Raw genomic sequence first — 15,155 nt, 5'->3', positions numbered from 1 at the left:
GGTGACCGAGAAGGTCGACGACCCCGTCGTGCGGGCGGCCTCCGAGATCATCGGAGGCCCCCGCGGACGGTATGCCGCAGCCCGTGAGCTCCCGTGGGTGCTCACGGCCGCGCTGCTGTCGGCCCTGACGGCCGTCACCGCCGGGCTCGCGATCCTGCTGCGCGCCCCCTGCCTGCGCACCGGCTTCACGGGCGACACCCAGTTCTGGAGCGCCTGCTACGCCGACCTGCCCACGGCGTACCGCGACGCGAACCTCAAGGCCGGCCTCGCGGCATACCTCCAGGGCGGCGACGGCGCGCCGGTCACCGGGCAGCCGCCCCTGACCGGGCTCGTGCTCACGGCCGTCGCGAGCCTCGGCCCCGACGACGGATCGCTCAAGACGCGGGCCGCGTGGTACTTCGCACTGTGGTCGGTGCTGCTGACCCTGCTGCTGCTCGTCATCGTGTGGCTCGTCGCGTCGTCGGCCGCTCGACCCATCTCGGCGGCGCACGTCGCGCTGTCCCCCGTCGTCGTGCTGGCCGGGTTCATCTCGGCCGACCTGCTCGGTGTGGCGCTGGCCAGCGCCGGCATGTGGGCGTGGTCGCGGCGCAACCCGACGCTCGCCGGAGTGCTGCTCGGGCTCGCCATCGGGGCGCGGACCTATCCCGTGCTCATCCTCGTCGCGATCGCGCTGCTCTGCGTCCGGTCTGGTCGGCTGCGCGAGATGGGTCGCGTCGTCGGCTACGCGCTGCTGACGTTCGGCGCGCTGCTCTCCGGGCTCTGGCTGCTCAACCGCGAGGCGGCCGCCTCCCCCTACCAGGGGTGGGCGTCGGCCGGAGCCGGCTACGGCTCACCGTGGCTGCTGCCGCAGCTCGCCGGGCACCCCCTGCCCACGGGGGCCGTCACGGCGCTCGCCGTCGTCGGCTGGCTCGTCGCCCTCGTGGTCGGGGCGGTGCTCGCGCTGTCGTCGGCCCGACGCCCGACGATCGCCGAGGTGTCGCTCGTCATGGTCGGCATCGTGCTCGTCACCGGCAAGTCGTTCACCGTGCAGAGCTCGCTGTGGCTGCTGCCGCTCATCGCGTGGTGCGCCCTCCAGTGGCGCGACCACCTCATCTGGGCCGGCGCCGAGACGCTCAACTTCGTCGCGGTGTGGCTGACGATCGCGGCGACGACCGTGCCCGATCGTGGTCTGCCGGCGTCGTGGTACGCCTTCTTCTCGATGCTGCGCGTCGTGGCCGTGCTGTGGCTCGTGGCCGTCGTGTGGCTGCGGGCCCGCGACCGGTGGAGCCGGTCGAAGGGTGAGCCCGACGACCTGGCGGGCCCGATGAGCGGCGCCGAGGACCGGCTCATCGTCCGCTTCTCCTGAGCCGTGGCCGCGCGAGGGCCCTCCGATTTCGGAGTATGCCGTCCGGGCCGGTAGTCTTGCCCAGTTCGCCGTGTGCCCGGTGGCCTGTGGATCGAACCGACCGATGTCGGTGAGGTCTGCGAGGCTGAACCCGGCTGGAAGATCAGGCCGGGCCCCAGGCTCGCGGCGGGACGAATGCAACCCTCCTGTCACGAGAGAGACTCGTGACCGCCGAGACCAGAGGAGGTGGGTTAGAAGCATGCGTCAGTACGAACTCATGGTCATCCTCGACCCGGAGACCGAAGAGCGCACCGTCGACAAGACGATGGACAAGTTCCTCACCGTCGTGAAGAACGACGGGGGCACCGTCGAGAACGTCGACATCTGGGGCCGCCGCCGTCTTGCCTACGACATCAAGAAGAAGTCCGAGGGCATCTACGTCGTCGTCAACATGACGACCGAGCCGGCCACCGCCCAGGAGCTCGACCGCCAGCTGAACCTCAGCGAGTCGGTCATGCGCACCAAGCTGCTGCGCCCCGGCGCCTGATTCAGCGAAGTTACTGATCCGCTCGATCAACCGACGAAGGACTGGTCCATGGCAGGCGACACCGTCATCACGATCATCGGCAACCTGACCGCCGACCCCGAGCTGCGTTTCACGCCGTCCGGGGCTGCGGTCGCGAACTTCACCGTGGCCTCGACGCCGCGGCAGTTCGACCGCCAGAGCAATGAGTGGAAGGACGGCGAGACGCTGTTCATGCGCTGCTCGGTGTGGCGCGACGCGGCGGAGAACGTCGCCGAGTCGTGCCAGCGGGGCATGCGCGTGATCGTGTCCGGCCGGCTGAAGTCTCGTTCCTACGAGACGAAGGAAGGCGAGAAGCGCACCGTCGTGGAGATGGACGTCGACGAGATCGGCCCGTCCCTGCGCAGCGCCACCGCCAAGGTCAACAAGACCCAGCGCGGTGCCGGCGGCGGTGGTGGCGGCTTCGGCGGCGGCCAGGGCCAGGGTGGCGGCTGGAGCGGTGGCTCCGGCGGCGGCCAGGCCGAGGACCCGTGGGCGACCGGCGGCTCTGCCGGCGGTGCCCAGGGTGCCCCGGCCGCAGGTGGTCAGCAGGGCGGCGGCTGGAGCGGTGGCTCCGGTGGCGGTCAGCCGGCTGCCGGTGGCCAGCAGGGTGGTGGTTGGGGCGCAGCCCCCAGCTACGACGAGCCCCCCTTCTGATCGAGCAGGTCAGCACCGCCGTCCGGTGACGCAGCCAGACGGCATACCCCATTAGTTCTTTAACCCATCCCGGGGCACCAAACCCCGGGCTCTCATCAAGAAGGAGAGCACCACGATGGCAAAGCCCGTTGTGCGCAAGCCCAAGAAGAAGGCCAACCCGCTGAAGGCGGCGAAGGTCGAGAACATCGACTACAAGGACACTGCGCTCCTGCGCAAGTTCATCTCCGACCGCGGCAAGATCCGCGCGCGTCGCGTGACCGGTGTGTCCACCCAGGAGCAGCGTCTCATCGCCACGGCCGTCAAGAACGCCCGTGAGATGGCCCTGCTGCCCTACTCGAGCTCGGCTCGCTGAGCCGGTTTCGGGAACGAGGAGAACACCATGAAGCTCATTCTCACCCACGAGGTCACCGGCCTCGGTGCTGCTGGTGACATCGTCGAGGTCAAGGACGGCTACGGCCGGAACTTCCTCATGCCGCGCGGTCTCGCGACCCCGTGGACCAAGGGCGGCCAGAAGCAGGTCGACGCCCTGACCAAGGGCCGTGCGGTCCGCGAGATCAAGGACCTCGACACCGCCAAGGGTGTCAAGGGCCAGCTCGAGGCCACGTCGGTCAAGGTCCCGGCCAAGTCCGGCCAGTCCGGTCGCCTCTTCGGTGCCGTCAGCAACGGCGACATCGCCGCGGCCGTCAAGGCTGCCGGTGGCCCGGAGCTCGACAAGCGCAAGATCGAGGTCAAGCAGGCCATCAAGACGCTCGGCTCCTACGAGGCGACCGTCCGTCTGCACCCCGAGGTCGCGGCGACCCTCAAGTTCGAGGTCGTCCCCGCCTGACCGTCGAGGTCTGACACGTCGAAGGGCCGGGCTCCGCACAGGCGGAGCCCGGCCCTTCGTCATACCTCCCCGAGCGGCGGCGCGCACACGCTCGGGTCGACCCACGCCGTCCTCCTTGAGCCGCTGACCCCAAGCTGTCGCTGACCCCAAGGTGTGCCGTCGGCTCGCCGGTGAGGCGGGCCCTTCAGCGGCGGCCGACCACCGCGACCGTCGTGTCGAAGAACTCCCAGGGCGTGCTGCCGGCGGCATCGGGCACCTCGAGGTGGCCGTGCACCCAGGCCCGGCCCTGGCGCAGTGAACCCGCGGCGGTGGAGACGGTCCAGCTGCGCTCGGTCCCGTCGCACGTGACCGGGACCGAGACCGTGAGCGGTGTCGTGGCGGCTGCCCCCGACCGCGACACGAGCTCGAGGCCCAGCGTCCCCGGACCGGAGAGCGCCGGCGAGTCGGGCAGGGTGCACGTGTAGGTGCCTCGAAGGGTGACGACGCCGTCGTGCAGGCGGGCCTGACGGTCGACGTCCACGGTGCCGAGATCGGGTGCGCCCCCGGCGTGCGCCGGAGCGACGACGAGGGCGGTCGTGCCGATGGTCGTCGCGGTGGCGAGGGCGATGGCGGTGAGGGCACGCGTGACGGACATGTGATGGATCCCCTGTCTGGTGGGCTCGCTCGTCGAGCCGATGCAGATCAGGACGCTCGCGTACCGCGGGAGGTTGTCACGGGGGGCACACGAGTTCCCCGCACTTCCGCTGCCCGTCAGCTCGAGTCGCGGACGACGAGCTCCGTGTCGAGCGTCGTGACCCGGGGCGGGGACTCGCCCGCGAGCAGGCGCAGCAGCGTGTCGGCCATGACGACGCCCATCTCCTGGGCGGGCTGGGCCACGGTGGTCAGCCCCACCTTGCCGCGCGTGGCGTACTTGCTGTTGTCGAAACCGACGATCGCGACGTCGTCAGGCACCCGCAGCCCGCGCTCGTCGAGCGCGAGCAGCGCCCCGCTCGCCATGAGGTCGCTCGCGACGAAGAGCGCGTCGAGGTCGGGGTGCTCGTCGATGAGGGCGAGCGCGGCGCGGATGCCGCCGGCCTCGGTGAAGTCGCCACGCGCGAGGCGGTGGTCGGACAGCCCGGCCTCGGCGAGGGCGTCGCGCCAGCCCTGTTCGCGGTCGACCGATGCCGGCATGTCGGCCGGTCCGGTGATCGTCGCGATGGCGGTGCGACCCCGGTCGATGAGGTGCTGGGTGCCCCGGACGCCGCCGAGCCGGTTGTCGACGTCGATGTAGTAGTCGCGGTCCTTGGCCTCGCCGATCGGTCGCCCGCCGAAGACCACGGGCAGCGACCGGCTGAGCGAGGTGAGGAAGTGGTCGCCGGAGTGGTGCGAGACGACGATGGCGCCGTCGACGTTGCCGCCGAGCAGGTAGCGCTTCGTCTTCTCCGACGGCGAGCTCGGGTGCGTCAGCTGGAGGTTGAGCACGTAGTCGCTGTCGTCGAGCCGGTCGCTGATGCCCTGGACGACGTCGGCGAAGTACGGGTCGCCGAAGAAGCGGTGCGTGTCCTCGGGCACGACGAGCGCGATCGACATCGTCGCGCGGGCGACGAGTGACCGTGCGGCCCGGTTGGGCACGTAGTCGAGCTCGGCGATGGCCTTCTCGACGACGACGAGCACGTCCGGGCTGACCCGGGGTGAGCCGTTGATGACGCGCGAGACCGTGGCCCGGGACACGCCGGCCACCCGGGCGACCTCCTCGAGGGTGGGTCGTCCGACGGGGGTGGCCAGCGTCCCGTCGCTCATGGTGTCGATTCTCCTGCAGGGTCGTCGCCGTCACCGCTCGTGGCCGGGGCGTCCCACGGGCTGGGCAGCCTCCGCGTCGAGATGATGCGGGCGAAGTCGAGCGCGCTCGCCTTGGGCGTGCGCACCTGGGTGTCGTAGTCGACTCGGACGATACCGAAGCGCTTGGCGTAGCCCCAGGCCCACTCGAAGTTGTCGAGCAGCGACCAGTAGAAGTAGCCGCGCACGGGGACCCCCGCGTCGACGGCGTCGAGGATCGCGCCGAGGTGCGAGCGGACGTATGCCGTCCGGCCGCGGTCGTCGACGAAGCCGTCCTCGTCGGGGGCGTCGTCGAAGGCGGCGCCGTTCTCCGTCACGTGCAGGGCGACCCCGGCCGGGCCGGCATACTCCTCGTGAAGCCGGACGAGCAGGCGGGTCAGCCCCTCGGGCTGGATCTCCCAGTCCATCGCGGTGACGGGGAGCCCGCGCGGGTGGCGGTGGGCGTCATCGGCGGCGGGGAACGGCGATCGGGTGGTGCGGCCGCCGTTCACGCTGTCGTCGAGGGCGTCGGCAGGCGGCTCGTGGCCGATGGCCTCGCCGTTGTAGTAGTTGACGCCGAGCACGTCGATGGGCGTGGAGATCACCTCGAGGTCGCCGTCCATGACGTGGTCGGTCAGTCCCAGGTGGCGGACGTCCTCGAGGAGGTCGGCGGGATACTCTCCGCGGAAGATCGGGTCGAGGAAGATCCGGTTCATCTGCGCGTCGACCCGGCGCGCGGCGTCGACGTCGCGCGGGTCCGAGGGGTCGAGCGGGTCGGCGACGGTGAAGTTGAGGGTCAGCCCCAGCTCGAGCGAGGCGTCGCGGGCCCGCAGCTCCTGCACGACCCGGCCGTGGCCGAGCAGGAGGTGGTGCGCGGCGGCGAGACCGTCGGCGGGTGAGGTGCGGCCCGGCGCGTGCATGCCGGCGGTGTAGCCGAGGAAGGCCGAGCAGAACGGCTCGTTGAGGGTCGTCCACGTGCGCACGCGGTCGCCGAGCCGGTCGTGCACGGCGAGCGCGTAGTCGACGAAGCGGTCGACGGTCTCGCGCGAGGTCCAGCCGCCGCGGTCCTCGAGGGCCTGCGGCAGGTCCCAGTGGTAGAGCGTGAGCCACGGCGCGATGCCCGACTCGATGAGCGAGTCGACGAGCCGCTCGTAGAAGTCGAGCCCCTTCGCGTTGACCGGTCCGCCGTCGGGGCAGATGCGTCCCCACGACGTCGAGAAGCGGTAGGACTGCAGGCCGAGCGACCTCATGAGGTCCACGTCGGCGGCATACCGGTGGTAGTGGTCGCACGCGACGTCACCGGTGTCACCGTCGACGACGGCGCCGGGGGTGTGCGAGAAGGTGTCCCAGATCGAGTCGGTGCGGCCGTCCTCGTGACGGGCCCCCTCGATCTGGAAGGCCGCGGTCGCGGCGCCGAGGAGGAAGTCCTGCGGCACCGGGCGTCCTTCTGCGACGGGGAGATTCGTCGCGGGCGTCGTGCCCGGCGTGATGAGGGTCTGGTGGGTACGCGTCTGGGCGGTCATCCCTTGACGGCTCCTTGCATGATGCCGGAGACGAGCTGCCTCCCGGCGAAGACGAACAGGACGATGAGGGGCAGCGCCATGAGCACGACCCCGTTGAGCACGAGGGAGTAGTCGACGAAGTAGGCGGCCTGCAGCTGCTGCAGGGCGACGGGCAGCGTCGGGTTGCCGGGGTCGAGGATGATGAACGGCCAGAAGAAGTTCGTCCACGTCGCGATGAAGGTGAACAGGCCGAGCATCGCCGCACCCGGGCGGGCGGCTGGCAGCGCGATGGACCAGAACGTCCGCAGCGTCGACGCGCCGTCGACGCGCGAGGCCTCGATGAGCTCGTCGGGCAGCGCCTCCTGGAGGTACTGCGTCATCCAGAAGACGCCGAACGCGCTGACGGCGCTGGGCAGGATGACGGCCCAGAGGCTGCCGATCCAGCCGAGCTTGCTCATGACGATGAAGAGCGGCACGATCCCGAGCTGGGTCGGCACGGCCATCGTCGCGATGACGAAGACGAGCAGACCGTTGCGACCCCGGAAGTGCAGCTTGGCGAAGGCGAAGCCGGCCATCGCCGAGAAGAGCACGACGAGCACGGCCACCGTGGAGCTGACGAGGATGCTGTTGCCGAGGGCCTTCCAGAACGGGATCGTCGTGACGACGGTGCTCGCGTTCTGGAGGAAGTGCCCGCCGGGGACGAACGAGAACGGGTCCTGCACGATGGCCGCGGAGTCCTTGCTGCCGATGACGTAGGACCACCAGAGCGGGAACGCCGAGCCGACGAGGACGATCGCGAGGAAGACGTATGCCGTCGGGCTGGCCTGGGTGCGGCGCACGAGCTTCGTGCCCCGTCGGGGCTTGACCACGGGCGCAGGGGTCAGGGTCGGGGCGGTCATCGCTGTCCCTTCGAGGCGATCCGGCGGGTGACGAGGAAGTTGACGACCGCGAAGACGATGACGATGAGGAAGAGCATCCACGCCACGGCGGCCGCGCGGCCGAAGTTCTTCTGCGTCCAGCCGAGCTGGTAGAGGTAGAGGGTCAGCGTCTGCCACTGGCGGTCGGCGCCGCCGAGGCCGTACTGGTCGTACATCCGCGGCTCGTCGAAGATCTGCAGGCCGCCGATCGTCGAGGTGATGACGACGAAGATGATCGTCGCGCGCAGCTGCGGGATGGTGATCGAGAAGAAGGTGCGGATGCGGCCCGCGCCGTCGATCATGGCCGCCTCGTAGTAGTCGCGGGGGATGGCCTGCATGGCGGCGAGGAAGATCAGGGCGTTGTAGCCGGTCCACCGGAAGTTGACCATCGTCGCGATGGCCACGTGGCTGGGCAGGACCTCCTTGTGCCACTGGATCGGGTCGATGCCGACGAGGCCGAGCAGGTGGTTGACGAGGCCGAACTTGTCGCCGAAGAGGTCGCTGAAGATGAGGGCGACGGCGACGGGGGCCACGACGTAGGGCAGCAGCACCCCCATCCGCCAGAACGTGCGGGCCCGCAGCCCGCTGTCGAGGGCGGCCGCGATGAGCAGGGCCGCGATGACCTGCGGCACGCTCGAAAGCAGGAAGATGCTGACGGTGTTCTTCAGCGCGTTCCAGAAGTAGGGCTGCGCGAGGACGTCCGCGTAGTTCTTCAGCCCGACGAAGTCGCCCTGGCCCCCGATGAGGCTCCACTTGTGGAGCGAGACCCACGCGGTGTAGAGCAGCGGGAAGAGCCCGACGATGCCGAAGAGGATGAAGAACGGCGAGACGTATGCGTAGGGCGCGGCCTTCTCGTCGAGCTTCGTCAGGCGGCGCCGCCATCCCGAGCGGGGCGGCAGGGGCGTGCGCTGCACGATCGCCGCGGCGCCGGGCGGGTCCGGCTGCGTCGTGCGGGTGGGGGACTGAACGGTCATGGCGCTTCCGATGGTCGGGCGGACGGCCCGGTGCCCGGGTGAACGGTGAGGGGTGCACCGGGCCGTCCGCGGTCGGCTGGTCGACGGGTCGGGCGTTCGACCCGTCGACCGGCGGGATCAGGTCAGCCGAGGGCCTTGACGTCGCCGACCCACTTGTCCCACGACTCCTGCGGGGAGCTGCCCTGCTCGACGCGGGTCAGGGCCTGCTGCATCGCGTCGTTGATCGCGAAGTAGTGGGTGCCCTTGTACGGCGTGATGGTGACGGCCTTGGCGCGGTCGGCGAAGATCTGGCCGGTCGGCGCGTTGTTGAAGGACGCGACCGTGAAGGAGAGCAGGTCCTGGCTCTCGAGGGCCTGCTTCTGGCTCGGGAAGGCACCGACCTTCTTGAAGGCCTTGATCTGCTGCTCGGGCGCGGTCAGCCACGCGGCGAGCTCCTGGGCCTCCTTCGGGTGGGCGCTCTGCTTCGGCACGGTCAGGTACGAACCGCCCCAGTTGCCACCGCCACCGGGGAAGGTGTTGGCGACGTCCCAGCCCTTGACGCCCTTGGCGTTGCCCTCGATGACTCCGACCATCCAGCCGGGGCAGAGCATCGTCGCGAAGCCGTTCTTCTGGTAGCTCGCGGTCCAGTCGTCGCCCCACTGCTGGAGCTTGGCCGAGAGACCGTCGGTGATGCCGGCCTGGATGACCTGGTCGTAGATCTTCTTGACGGCGGCGTTGTCCGTCGCGGTGATCGCGTCGTCGCTCGGGTTCTCGTAGGCGGCCTCCAGCTGGTTGACCATGCCCTGGTAGGTGGCGCCGATGCTGTCGAAGAAGGGGACCTTCGACTTGGCCTTGAACTGCTTGCCGGCGGCGAAGTAGCTCTCCCAGGTGTTGCCGAACATCTTGGCGACCGACTCGCGGTCGCTCGGCAGGCCGGCGGCCTTGAAGAGGTCGCTGCGGTAGCAGATGGCCTCGGGGCCGGAGTCCGTGCCGTAGCCGATGAGGTGGCCCTCGGCATCCGTGGCGGCCTTGGCCTTCCAGTCGAGCCAGCGGCCCTGGACGTCGGCGGAGTTGAGGTCGGTGAACTTGTCGGAGTACTGGAGCATCTCCGGGAGCCAGTCGACCTCGACGGCCTCGACGTCGGCCATGCCGCTGCCGGCCGAGAGGCGGGTGAAGAAGTTGTCGCGGGCCTCGTTGGAGGTCGCGGCCTTCTTGTGGGTGACCTTGATGTTCGGGTGCGACTTCTCGAACTCGGGGATGAGCTCCTCGTAGCCGAACTGGTTGAAGGTGGCGAGCGTCAGGGTGACGGGTCCGCCGCCACCGGTGCTGCCGGCCTGGGTGGAGGGGCTGTCGGCACCCGAACCCGAGCTGCAGGCCGAGAGGGCCAGCAGTCCGACGGTGAGGGTGGCGAGTACGGCGTGGCGAGAGCGCACGGAGGGCGCGCCGATCCGGGTGGAACGGGATGTCATGGAGAGCTCCTTTGGTCTCATCCCCAGTGTGGGTGTGGGAGCGCTCTCCGTGCGTGAGACGTGGCCGTGAGAGCGCTCTCACGAGGAGAATGAGGGTGCCGGAGGGCATCGGTCAAGAGCCGTGACCATTCCGTGACCTGATCGCGGCTAGCGTGGAGGTCCAGACGCCGGCGTGGGACCGGCACCGGTGGGAGGCTCCCATGACCGTCTACGACCTCGTCGCGATGGGTCGGGTGGGCGTCGACCTCTACCCCCTCCAGCACGGCGTCACGCTCGACGAGGTGCGCACCTTCGAGAAGTTTCTCGGCGGCAGCGCGGCCAACGTCACGGTCGCCGCGGCCCGCCACGGTCGGCGCGCCACGCTCGTCAGCGCCACGGCCGACGACGCCTTCGGACGCTTCGTCCATCGCGAGCTGCTGCAGCTCGGCGTCGACGACGCTCACGTGCAGACCATCACCGCTGGGCCGCCGACCCCGGTCACCTTCTGCGAGGTGTTCCCACCTGACCACTTCCCGATCTGGTCCTATCGCTACCCGATCGCGCCAGACCTTCTCATCACGGCGGACTCCCTTCCCCTGCAAGCGATCCGGGAGGCGCGGGTCTACTGGTCCACCGTCACCGGGCTCAGCCAGGAGCCGAGCCGAGCGGCCCACCACGCTGCCTGGGAGGAGCGCGGCCGGGCACCGCTCACCGTCCTCGACCTCGACTACAGGCCCGCCTTCTGGAGCGACCCCGACGAGGCCCGTCGGCGGGTGCGCGAGGCCGTCGGTCACGCGACCGTCGCCGTCGGCAACATCGAGGAGTGCGAGGTCGCGACGGGGGAGGCCGACCCCCAGCGGGCGGCCCGCGCGCTCCTGGCGGCGGGCGTCGAGCTCGCCGTCGTCACGCAGGGACCAGGGGGCGTGCTCGCCATGACGCCCTCCGAGCAGGTGAGGGTCGGCGCCTTCCCCGTGAGGGTCGTCAACGGCCTCGGTGCGGGCGACGCGTTCGGTGGGGCGCTCGTGCACGGCCTGCTCGAGGGGTGGGACCTCGAGCGCGTCCTGCACTTCGCCAACGTCGCCGGTGCTCTCGTCGCCGGCAGGCTCGGGTGCTCGACGGCGATGCCGACGACGGCCGAGGTCCAGGCCCTGCTGTCCGATGTCGAGGTCGCCGACGGCGCCATGTGAGGGTGCCGTGTGAGGGTGCCGTGTGAGGGTGCCGTCGAGAGCGCGCGAGCAGGCCCGGAAACGAGAAAAACCCGCCCCTGCTGGTCACGTCGCCGAACTCGACCAGCAGGGGCGGGTGCCCTTGACCCGGTGATCCGACAGGGGGAGGAGATCACCGAGTCGCACAGGAGCAACTCACGACATCGACTATGAGCGCCCGACCTTAAAGAACGCTGGGAAACCCGTAGCAGTTGGCCCTGACCGAGCCCACGCGTCGGTCAGGGTCGCTGGGACGCTGCGGGACGTCATAGGTGCGCTGTCCGAGGCGCCGGAAGGTCAGCCGGGGACGGGGCTCGAGGCTCCCGGGACCACGGGCGCCGACCGGAAGGCGCGCGGCGCCGACCCGTGCTCACGCTTGAAGGCGGCGCTGAAGGCGAACGCGTTGGCATAGCCCACGGCGTGTGCGACCTGCTCGACGCTGAGGCTGCCCGTGCGCAGCAGGTCGGCGGCGCGGGCCAGCCGCCAGTGGGTGAGGTAGGCCATCGGCGACTGGCCGACGAGCTCGGTGAACCGGCGTGAGAGGGTCGCGCGCGACACGTGGACGTGGGCGGCGAGGACGTCGAGGGTCCAGGGCTGCCCCGGCTCGTCGTGCAGCGCCGCGAGCGCGCGGCCGACGAGCGGGTCGGACCCGGCCCGCCACCAGGAGGGCGCCGAGTCCTCGGCGCGCGAGAACCACTGGCGGACGGCCCCGATGAGCACGAGGTCGACGAGGCGGTCGAGCACGACGTCCTGGCCGGGGAGGTCGCGCTGCACCTCACGGGCGAGCAGCCCCGAGAGGGTCGGGTCGGCCTCGTCGGCACGGACGACTGCTACGTCGGGCAGGGCGTCGAGCAACCGGCCCGTCACCTGGCTCGCGAGCTCCCACGACGCCGTGAGGAAGGTCGTGTCTCCCGGCTCGTCACCCGCGTTGCCCCACGTGCGTGTGCCGAGCCCGAGCGACACGGCCAGGTGCTCGCCCGTCAGGGACCGGCAGACGTTACCGGGCTCGATGACGACGCCGGGCTCGGTCGCGACGTCGTCGGCGAAGACCCACGGGTGGGTGCCCTTGACGAGCGCGAGGTCGCCGGTGCCGAGGGCGATCGCCTCGCCCCGCTGGGGCAGGAGCTCAGCCGTCCCCGCCACCATGACCACGAGCCCGAGGGCGGCCTCGTCCTCGATCCGCAGAGCCCACGGCGCACGCATCTCGCACCGCAGCAGCGAGGCGCCGCGGGCCCGGTGGCCGTCCATGACGGCGCTGAGGGTGTCCATCGCCACACGGTACGCCGATGAGACGATCGCTGAGGTTGATGAGCCGAAAGAACATTCACCTGCTCACCCCGGCGCAGTGTCATGGAGACATGGACACGACTCTCATGCGCACCGTCACCCTCGCGACCGCCCTCGGCACCGGCGTGCTCGGGGGCGTCTTCGTCGGCTTCTCGACCTTCGTCATGCCTGGCCTCGACCGGTTGGCGGCGAGCGACGCCGTGCGCGCCATGCAGGCCATCAACGTCACGGCGCCACGCGGCCTCGCCGTGCCCCTCGTCGTCTCGGGTCTCGGGTCGCTCGCCGTCGGCGGCTGGGCGTTCGCCCGCTCGAGCGGCAGCGCTCGGGCCCTGCTCGTGGCCGGGGCGCTCACCGGCGCCGTCGCCCTCGGGGTCACCGCGGCCTACCACGTGCCGCGCAACGACGCGCTCGGCCGGGTGGACGCCGGCTCCGCCGCCGCGGCGGCGGCCTGGCAGGGGTATGCGCCGGGCTGGGTCGCGATGAACCACGTGCGGGCCGCGCTGTCGCTGGCCTCCGCGGGGCTCCTCGTGGCCGGTGCCGTCCGGGCGAGCTGACGCTCAGCGGGCGCCGACGACCATCCAGTCGTCACGGCGGGCCCGCCAACCGAGCAGGACGCCGCGGATGACCATGAACCCGGTGAAGGCGAGCCAGAGCACGACGACGTCGCGGGTCGCGGAGCCGCTGGGCCCCGCGGCGCGCACCGCGAGGATGAGCGGCAGGTAGGCGACGAACGTGACGACCATGCCCCACGCGAGCCACCGGCCGTCGCCCGCACCGATGAGCACGCCGTCGAGGACGAAGACGTAGCCCGCGACCGCCTGCCCGAGCCCGACGACGACGAGGGCCGCACCGAGCGCCTGCTGGACGGCCGGGTCCGGGGTGAAGAGCGGCGGCACGACCGAGTGGAGCCCGGCGATGACGAGCCCGAGGGCCAGCCCACCCCACACCCCCCAGCGGATCATCGTGCCCATGGCCTCCCGAACCGCCGTCCGGTCGCCGGCGCCGAGGGCGCGACCGGTGATGGCCTGCGCCGCGATCGCGAGGGCGTCGAGCGCGAAGGCGAGGAACGACCAGACCGTCATCGCCACCTGATGGGCCGCGAGGGTCACGTCGCCGAGCGAGGCCGCGACCCACGTCGTGACGATGAGGATCGCGCGCAGGGCGACGGTGCGCACGAGCAGAGGTATGCCGGTCCGCGCGGCTGCGAGGACGCGCGCCGGGTGCGGGCGCAGCCGGGCCTGCCGGGCCCGGGCCTTGACGAGCAGCACGGTGACGAGCGCGAGGCCCATGCCGGTCTGGGCGATGACGGTGCCCCACGCGGATCCGGCGATGCCCCAGTGCAACCCGTAGACGAAGACGAGGTTGAGCACGATGTTGGCGCCGAAGCCCACGACCGAGGCGACGAGGGGCGTGGTCGTGTCCTGGAGGCCACGCAGCACGCCCGTGACCGCCAGGATGACGAGCATCGCGGGGATGCCGAGGGCGGAGATGCGCAGATAGGTCGTCGCCTGCTCGATGACGGCCGGGGAGGCGCCGAAGGCAGCGCTGATCGGTCTGGCCCACACAGCCACCGCGGCGGCCGTGACGGTGCCGAGGCCGAGGGCCAGCCAGAAGCCGTCGAGGCCGGCGCTCAGCGCGGAGCGCTCGTCGCCGGCGCCGAGGTGGCGCGCGACGACGCTCGTCGTGCCGTAGGCGAGGAAGACGAAGATGCCGGCTGCCGTCACGAGGGACGCGCTCGCGACCCCGAGCCCGGCGAGCTCGGCGGTGCCGAGGTGGCCGATGATCGCCGAGTCGGCGAGGAGGAAGAGCGGCTCGGCGATGAGTGCGAGGAAGGCCGGGACCGCCAGGCGGACGATCTCGCGGCGGTGGTTCGTGGGCAGGGGGGCGGTGTTGCTCACGACGGCCTCACGACAGCGGTCCGAGGTGCTTGATCGCCTCGCGTCGCGACAGGCCGGACAGGTCGGGGTGGGCGGCGACGAACGAGCGCACCCACTGCGGGTCGACGCGGGCATGGTCGCGCAGCGCCCAGCCGATCGCCTTGCGGCTGAAGAAGTCCGGGTCATCGATGTTGGGCTCGACGACGTCGGTGAGCAGCGACTGGTCGAGTCGGTCACGCGCGCCGACTTGGCAGATGATCGCCGCTCGGCGCACCCACAGCGAGTCCGATCCGGCCCAGTCGCGCATCCGTAGCCCCTCGACCGTCGGGTGGGCGAGCACCGTGTCGCGGACGAGGTGGGTCGCGATGTCGTCGACGACGTCCCACCACGCACCGGCCCGGATCAGGCTCTCCCACAAGGGCATCGCGTCGCTGTCGACCCACGCGCGGTAGGGGCGGTGACGCGCGAGGGCGATGGCGGCATACCACTGCTCCCGGTGGGTGGCGCCGTCCCACAGGGCCCGGATCGTCGCCTCCCACTGCTCCCGTGACTCCATGGCGAGGCCGGGGTCGCGGAGCAGGGGAGCGAGGGCCGCCTTGAGCTGCGGGGACGTGAGGCCGACGTACGGCATCGCCGACTTCATGTAGCGCTGCTGGCCGGCTGCCCGCTCCGGGTCGGCCCGGGCGACGAGAGCGGCCCGCACCTCCGACACGAGGTCGGGGTGCGGGCCGATCGACATGTGCCAACCGTAGTCGGCGCCGCGGACGGGACCGTCAGCCGTCGAGCACCACGACATCGAGAGC

The 15,155-nt window shown here is 71.0% G+C and carries 16 protein-coding genes; 7 read left to right on the top strand and 9 right to left on the bottom strand.

Going from position 1 to position 15,155, the window contains the following annotated elements; translation table 11 throughout:
• Position 1: 1 nt before the first annotated feature.
• The 5 genes from ASE25_RS05160 (at position 2) to rplI (ending at position 3,369) form a co-directional block, all read left to right on the top strand.
• Positions 2–1,345 (top strand): glycosyltransferase 87 family protein, encoded by a 1,344-nt coding sequence (locus tag ASE25_RS05160; protein ID WP_056779620.1) that lies wholly within the window; start codon positions 2–4, stop codon positions 1,343–1,345.
• A 238-nt stretch (positions 1,346–1,583) separates the two neighbouring features.
• A complete protein-coding gene (gene rpsF / locus ASE25_RS05155; protein ID WP_028785248.1) occupies positions 1,584–1,871 on the top strand; it encodes a 30S ribosomal protein S6 in 288 nt (95 codons plus the stop codon).
• A gap of 48 nt (positions 1,872–1,919) precedes the next feature.
• Positions 1,920–2,543: a single-stranded DNA-binding protein gene (locus tag ASE25_RS05150; RefSeq protein ID WP_056779617.1), complete on the top strand. Its 624-nt coding sequence runs from the start codon at positions 1,920–1,922 to the stop codon at positions 2,541–2,543.
• A 115-nt stretch (positions 2,544–2,658) separates the two neighbouring features.
• Positions 2,659–2,895 (top strand): 30S ribosomal protein S18, encoded by a 237-nt coding sequence (gene rpsR, locus ASE25_RS05145; RefSeq protein ID WP_056779614.1) that lies wholly within the window; start codon positions 2,659–2,661, stop codon positions 2,893–2,895.
• A 27-nt stretch (positions 2,896–2,922) separates the two neighbouring features.
• Entirely contained in the window at positions 2,923–3,369 is a 447-nt protein-coding gene (rplI, locus tag ASE25_RS05140) for a 50S ribosomal protein L9 (RefSeq protein ID WP_056750292.1), read from the top strand.
• 184 nt (positions 3,370–3,553) lie between these two features.
• On the opposite strand, the gene ASE25_RS05135 is transcribed toward rplI, so the two are convergent.
• The 6 genes from ASE25_RS05135 to ASE25_RS05110 all read right to left on the bottom strand — a co-directional run bounded on the left by ASE25_RS05135 (position 3,554) and on the right by ASE25_RS05110 (position 10,004).
• A complete protein-coding gene (locus ASE25_RS05135; protein WP_056823282.1) occupies positions 3,554–4,003 on the bottom strand; it encodes a DUF6299 family protein in 450 nt (149 codons plus the stop codon).
• Positions 4,004–4,119: 116 nt separating this feature from the next.
• Complete coding sequence (locus ASE25_RS05130) at positions 4,120–5,148, bottom strand: LacI family DNA-binding transcriptional regulator (RefSeq protein WP_056823279.1); 1,029 nt, start codon at positions 5,146–5,148, stop codon at positions 4,120–4,122.
• Complete coding sequence (locus ASE25_RS05125) at positions 5,145–6,686, bottom strand: GH1 family beta-glucosidase (RefSeq protein ID WP_082622691.1); 1,542 nt, start codon at positions 6,684–6,686, stop codon at positions 5,145–5,147. Before ASE25_RS05125 ends, ASE25_RS05130 begins: the two co-directional genes overlap by 4 nt.
• Positions 6,683–7,564: a carbohydrate ABC transporter permease gene (locus tag ASE25_RS05120; protein ID WP_056823276.1), complete on the bottom strand. Its 882-nt coding sequence runs from the start codon at positions 7,562–7,564 to the stop codon at positions 6,683–6,685. Before ASE25_RS05120 ends, ASE25_RS05125 begins: the two co-directional genes overlap by 4 nt.
• Positions 7,561–8,556, bottom strand: a complete 996-nt coding sequence (locus ASE25_RS05115) for a carbohydrate ABC transporter permease (protein WP_156415665.1) — start codon at positions 8,554–8,556, stop codon at positions 7,561–7,563. Before ASE25_RS05115 ends, ASE25_RS05120 begins: the two co-directional genes overlap by 4 nt.
• 122 nt (positions 8,557–8,678) lie before the next feature.
• A complete protein-coding gene (locus tag ASE25_RS05110) occupies positions 8,679–10,004 on the bottom strand; it encodes an extracellular solute-binding protein (protein WP_056779600.1) in 1,326 nt (441 codons plus the stop codon).
• Between the two features lie 200 nt (positions 10,005–10,204).
• Between ASE25_RS05110 and iolC the strand changes: the two genes are divergently transcribed.
• The gene (gene iolC, locus ASE25_RS05105; protein WP_056823943.1) at positions 10,205–11,170 is read left to right on the top strand and encodes a 5-dehydro-2-deoxygluconokinase; all 966 of its coding nucleotides are present in this window, start codon (positions 10,205–10,207) and stop codon (positions 11,168–11,170) included.
• A gap of 315 nt (positions 11,171–11,485) precedes the next feature.
• Here iolC and ASE25_RS05100 read toward each other — a convergent pair whose 3' ends face one another.
• A complete protein-coding gene (locus ASE25_RS05100) occupies positions 11,486–12,457 on the bottom strand; it encodes an AraC family transcriptional regulator (RefSeq protein WP_056779597.1) in 972 nt (323 codons plus the stop codon).
• Between the two features lie 89 nt (positions 12,458–12,546).
• Here ASE25_RS05100 and ASE25_RS05095 point away from each other — a divergent pair, with 89 nt between their 5' ends.
• Positions 12,547–13,029 carry a DUF1772 domain-containing protein gene (locus ASE25_RS05095; protein ID WP_056823273.1) on the top strand — a complete coding sequence of 161 codons (483 nt, stop codon included), beginning with the start codon at positions 12,547–12,549 and terminating at the stop codon, positions 13,027–13,029.
• A gap of 3 nt (positions 13,030–13,032) precedes the next feature.
• On the opposite strand, the gene ASE25_RS05090 is transcribed toward ASE25_RS05095, so the two are convergent.
• Positions 13,033–14,373 carry an MATE family efflux transporter gene (locus ASE25_RS05090; protein ID WP_056823270.1) on the bottom strand — a complete coding sequence of 447 codons (1,341 nt, stop codon included), beginning with the start codon at positions 14,371–14,373 and terminating at the stop codon, positions 13,033–13,035.
• Between the two features lie 7 nt (positions 14,374–14,380).
• The gene (locus ASE25_RS05085; RefSeq protein WP_056823940.1) at positions 14,381–15,091 is read right to left on the bottom strand and encodes a DNA alkylation repair protein; all 711 of its coding nucleotides are present in this window, start codon (positions 15,089–15,091) and stop codon (positions 14,381–14,383) included.
• Positions 15,092–15,155 lie beyond the last annotated feature (64 nt).

Source organism: Terrabacter sp. Root85, from assembly GCF_001429185.1.
GTDB lineage: Bacteria > Actinomycetota > Actinomycetes > Actinomycetales > Dermatophilaceae > Terrabacter.
This window is presented reverse-complemented; position numbering and strand designations above follow the sequence as displayed.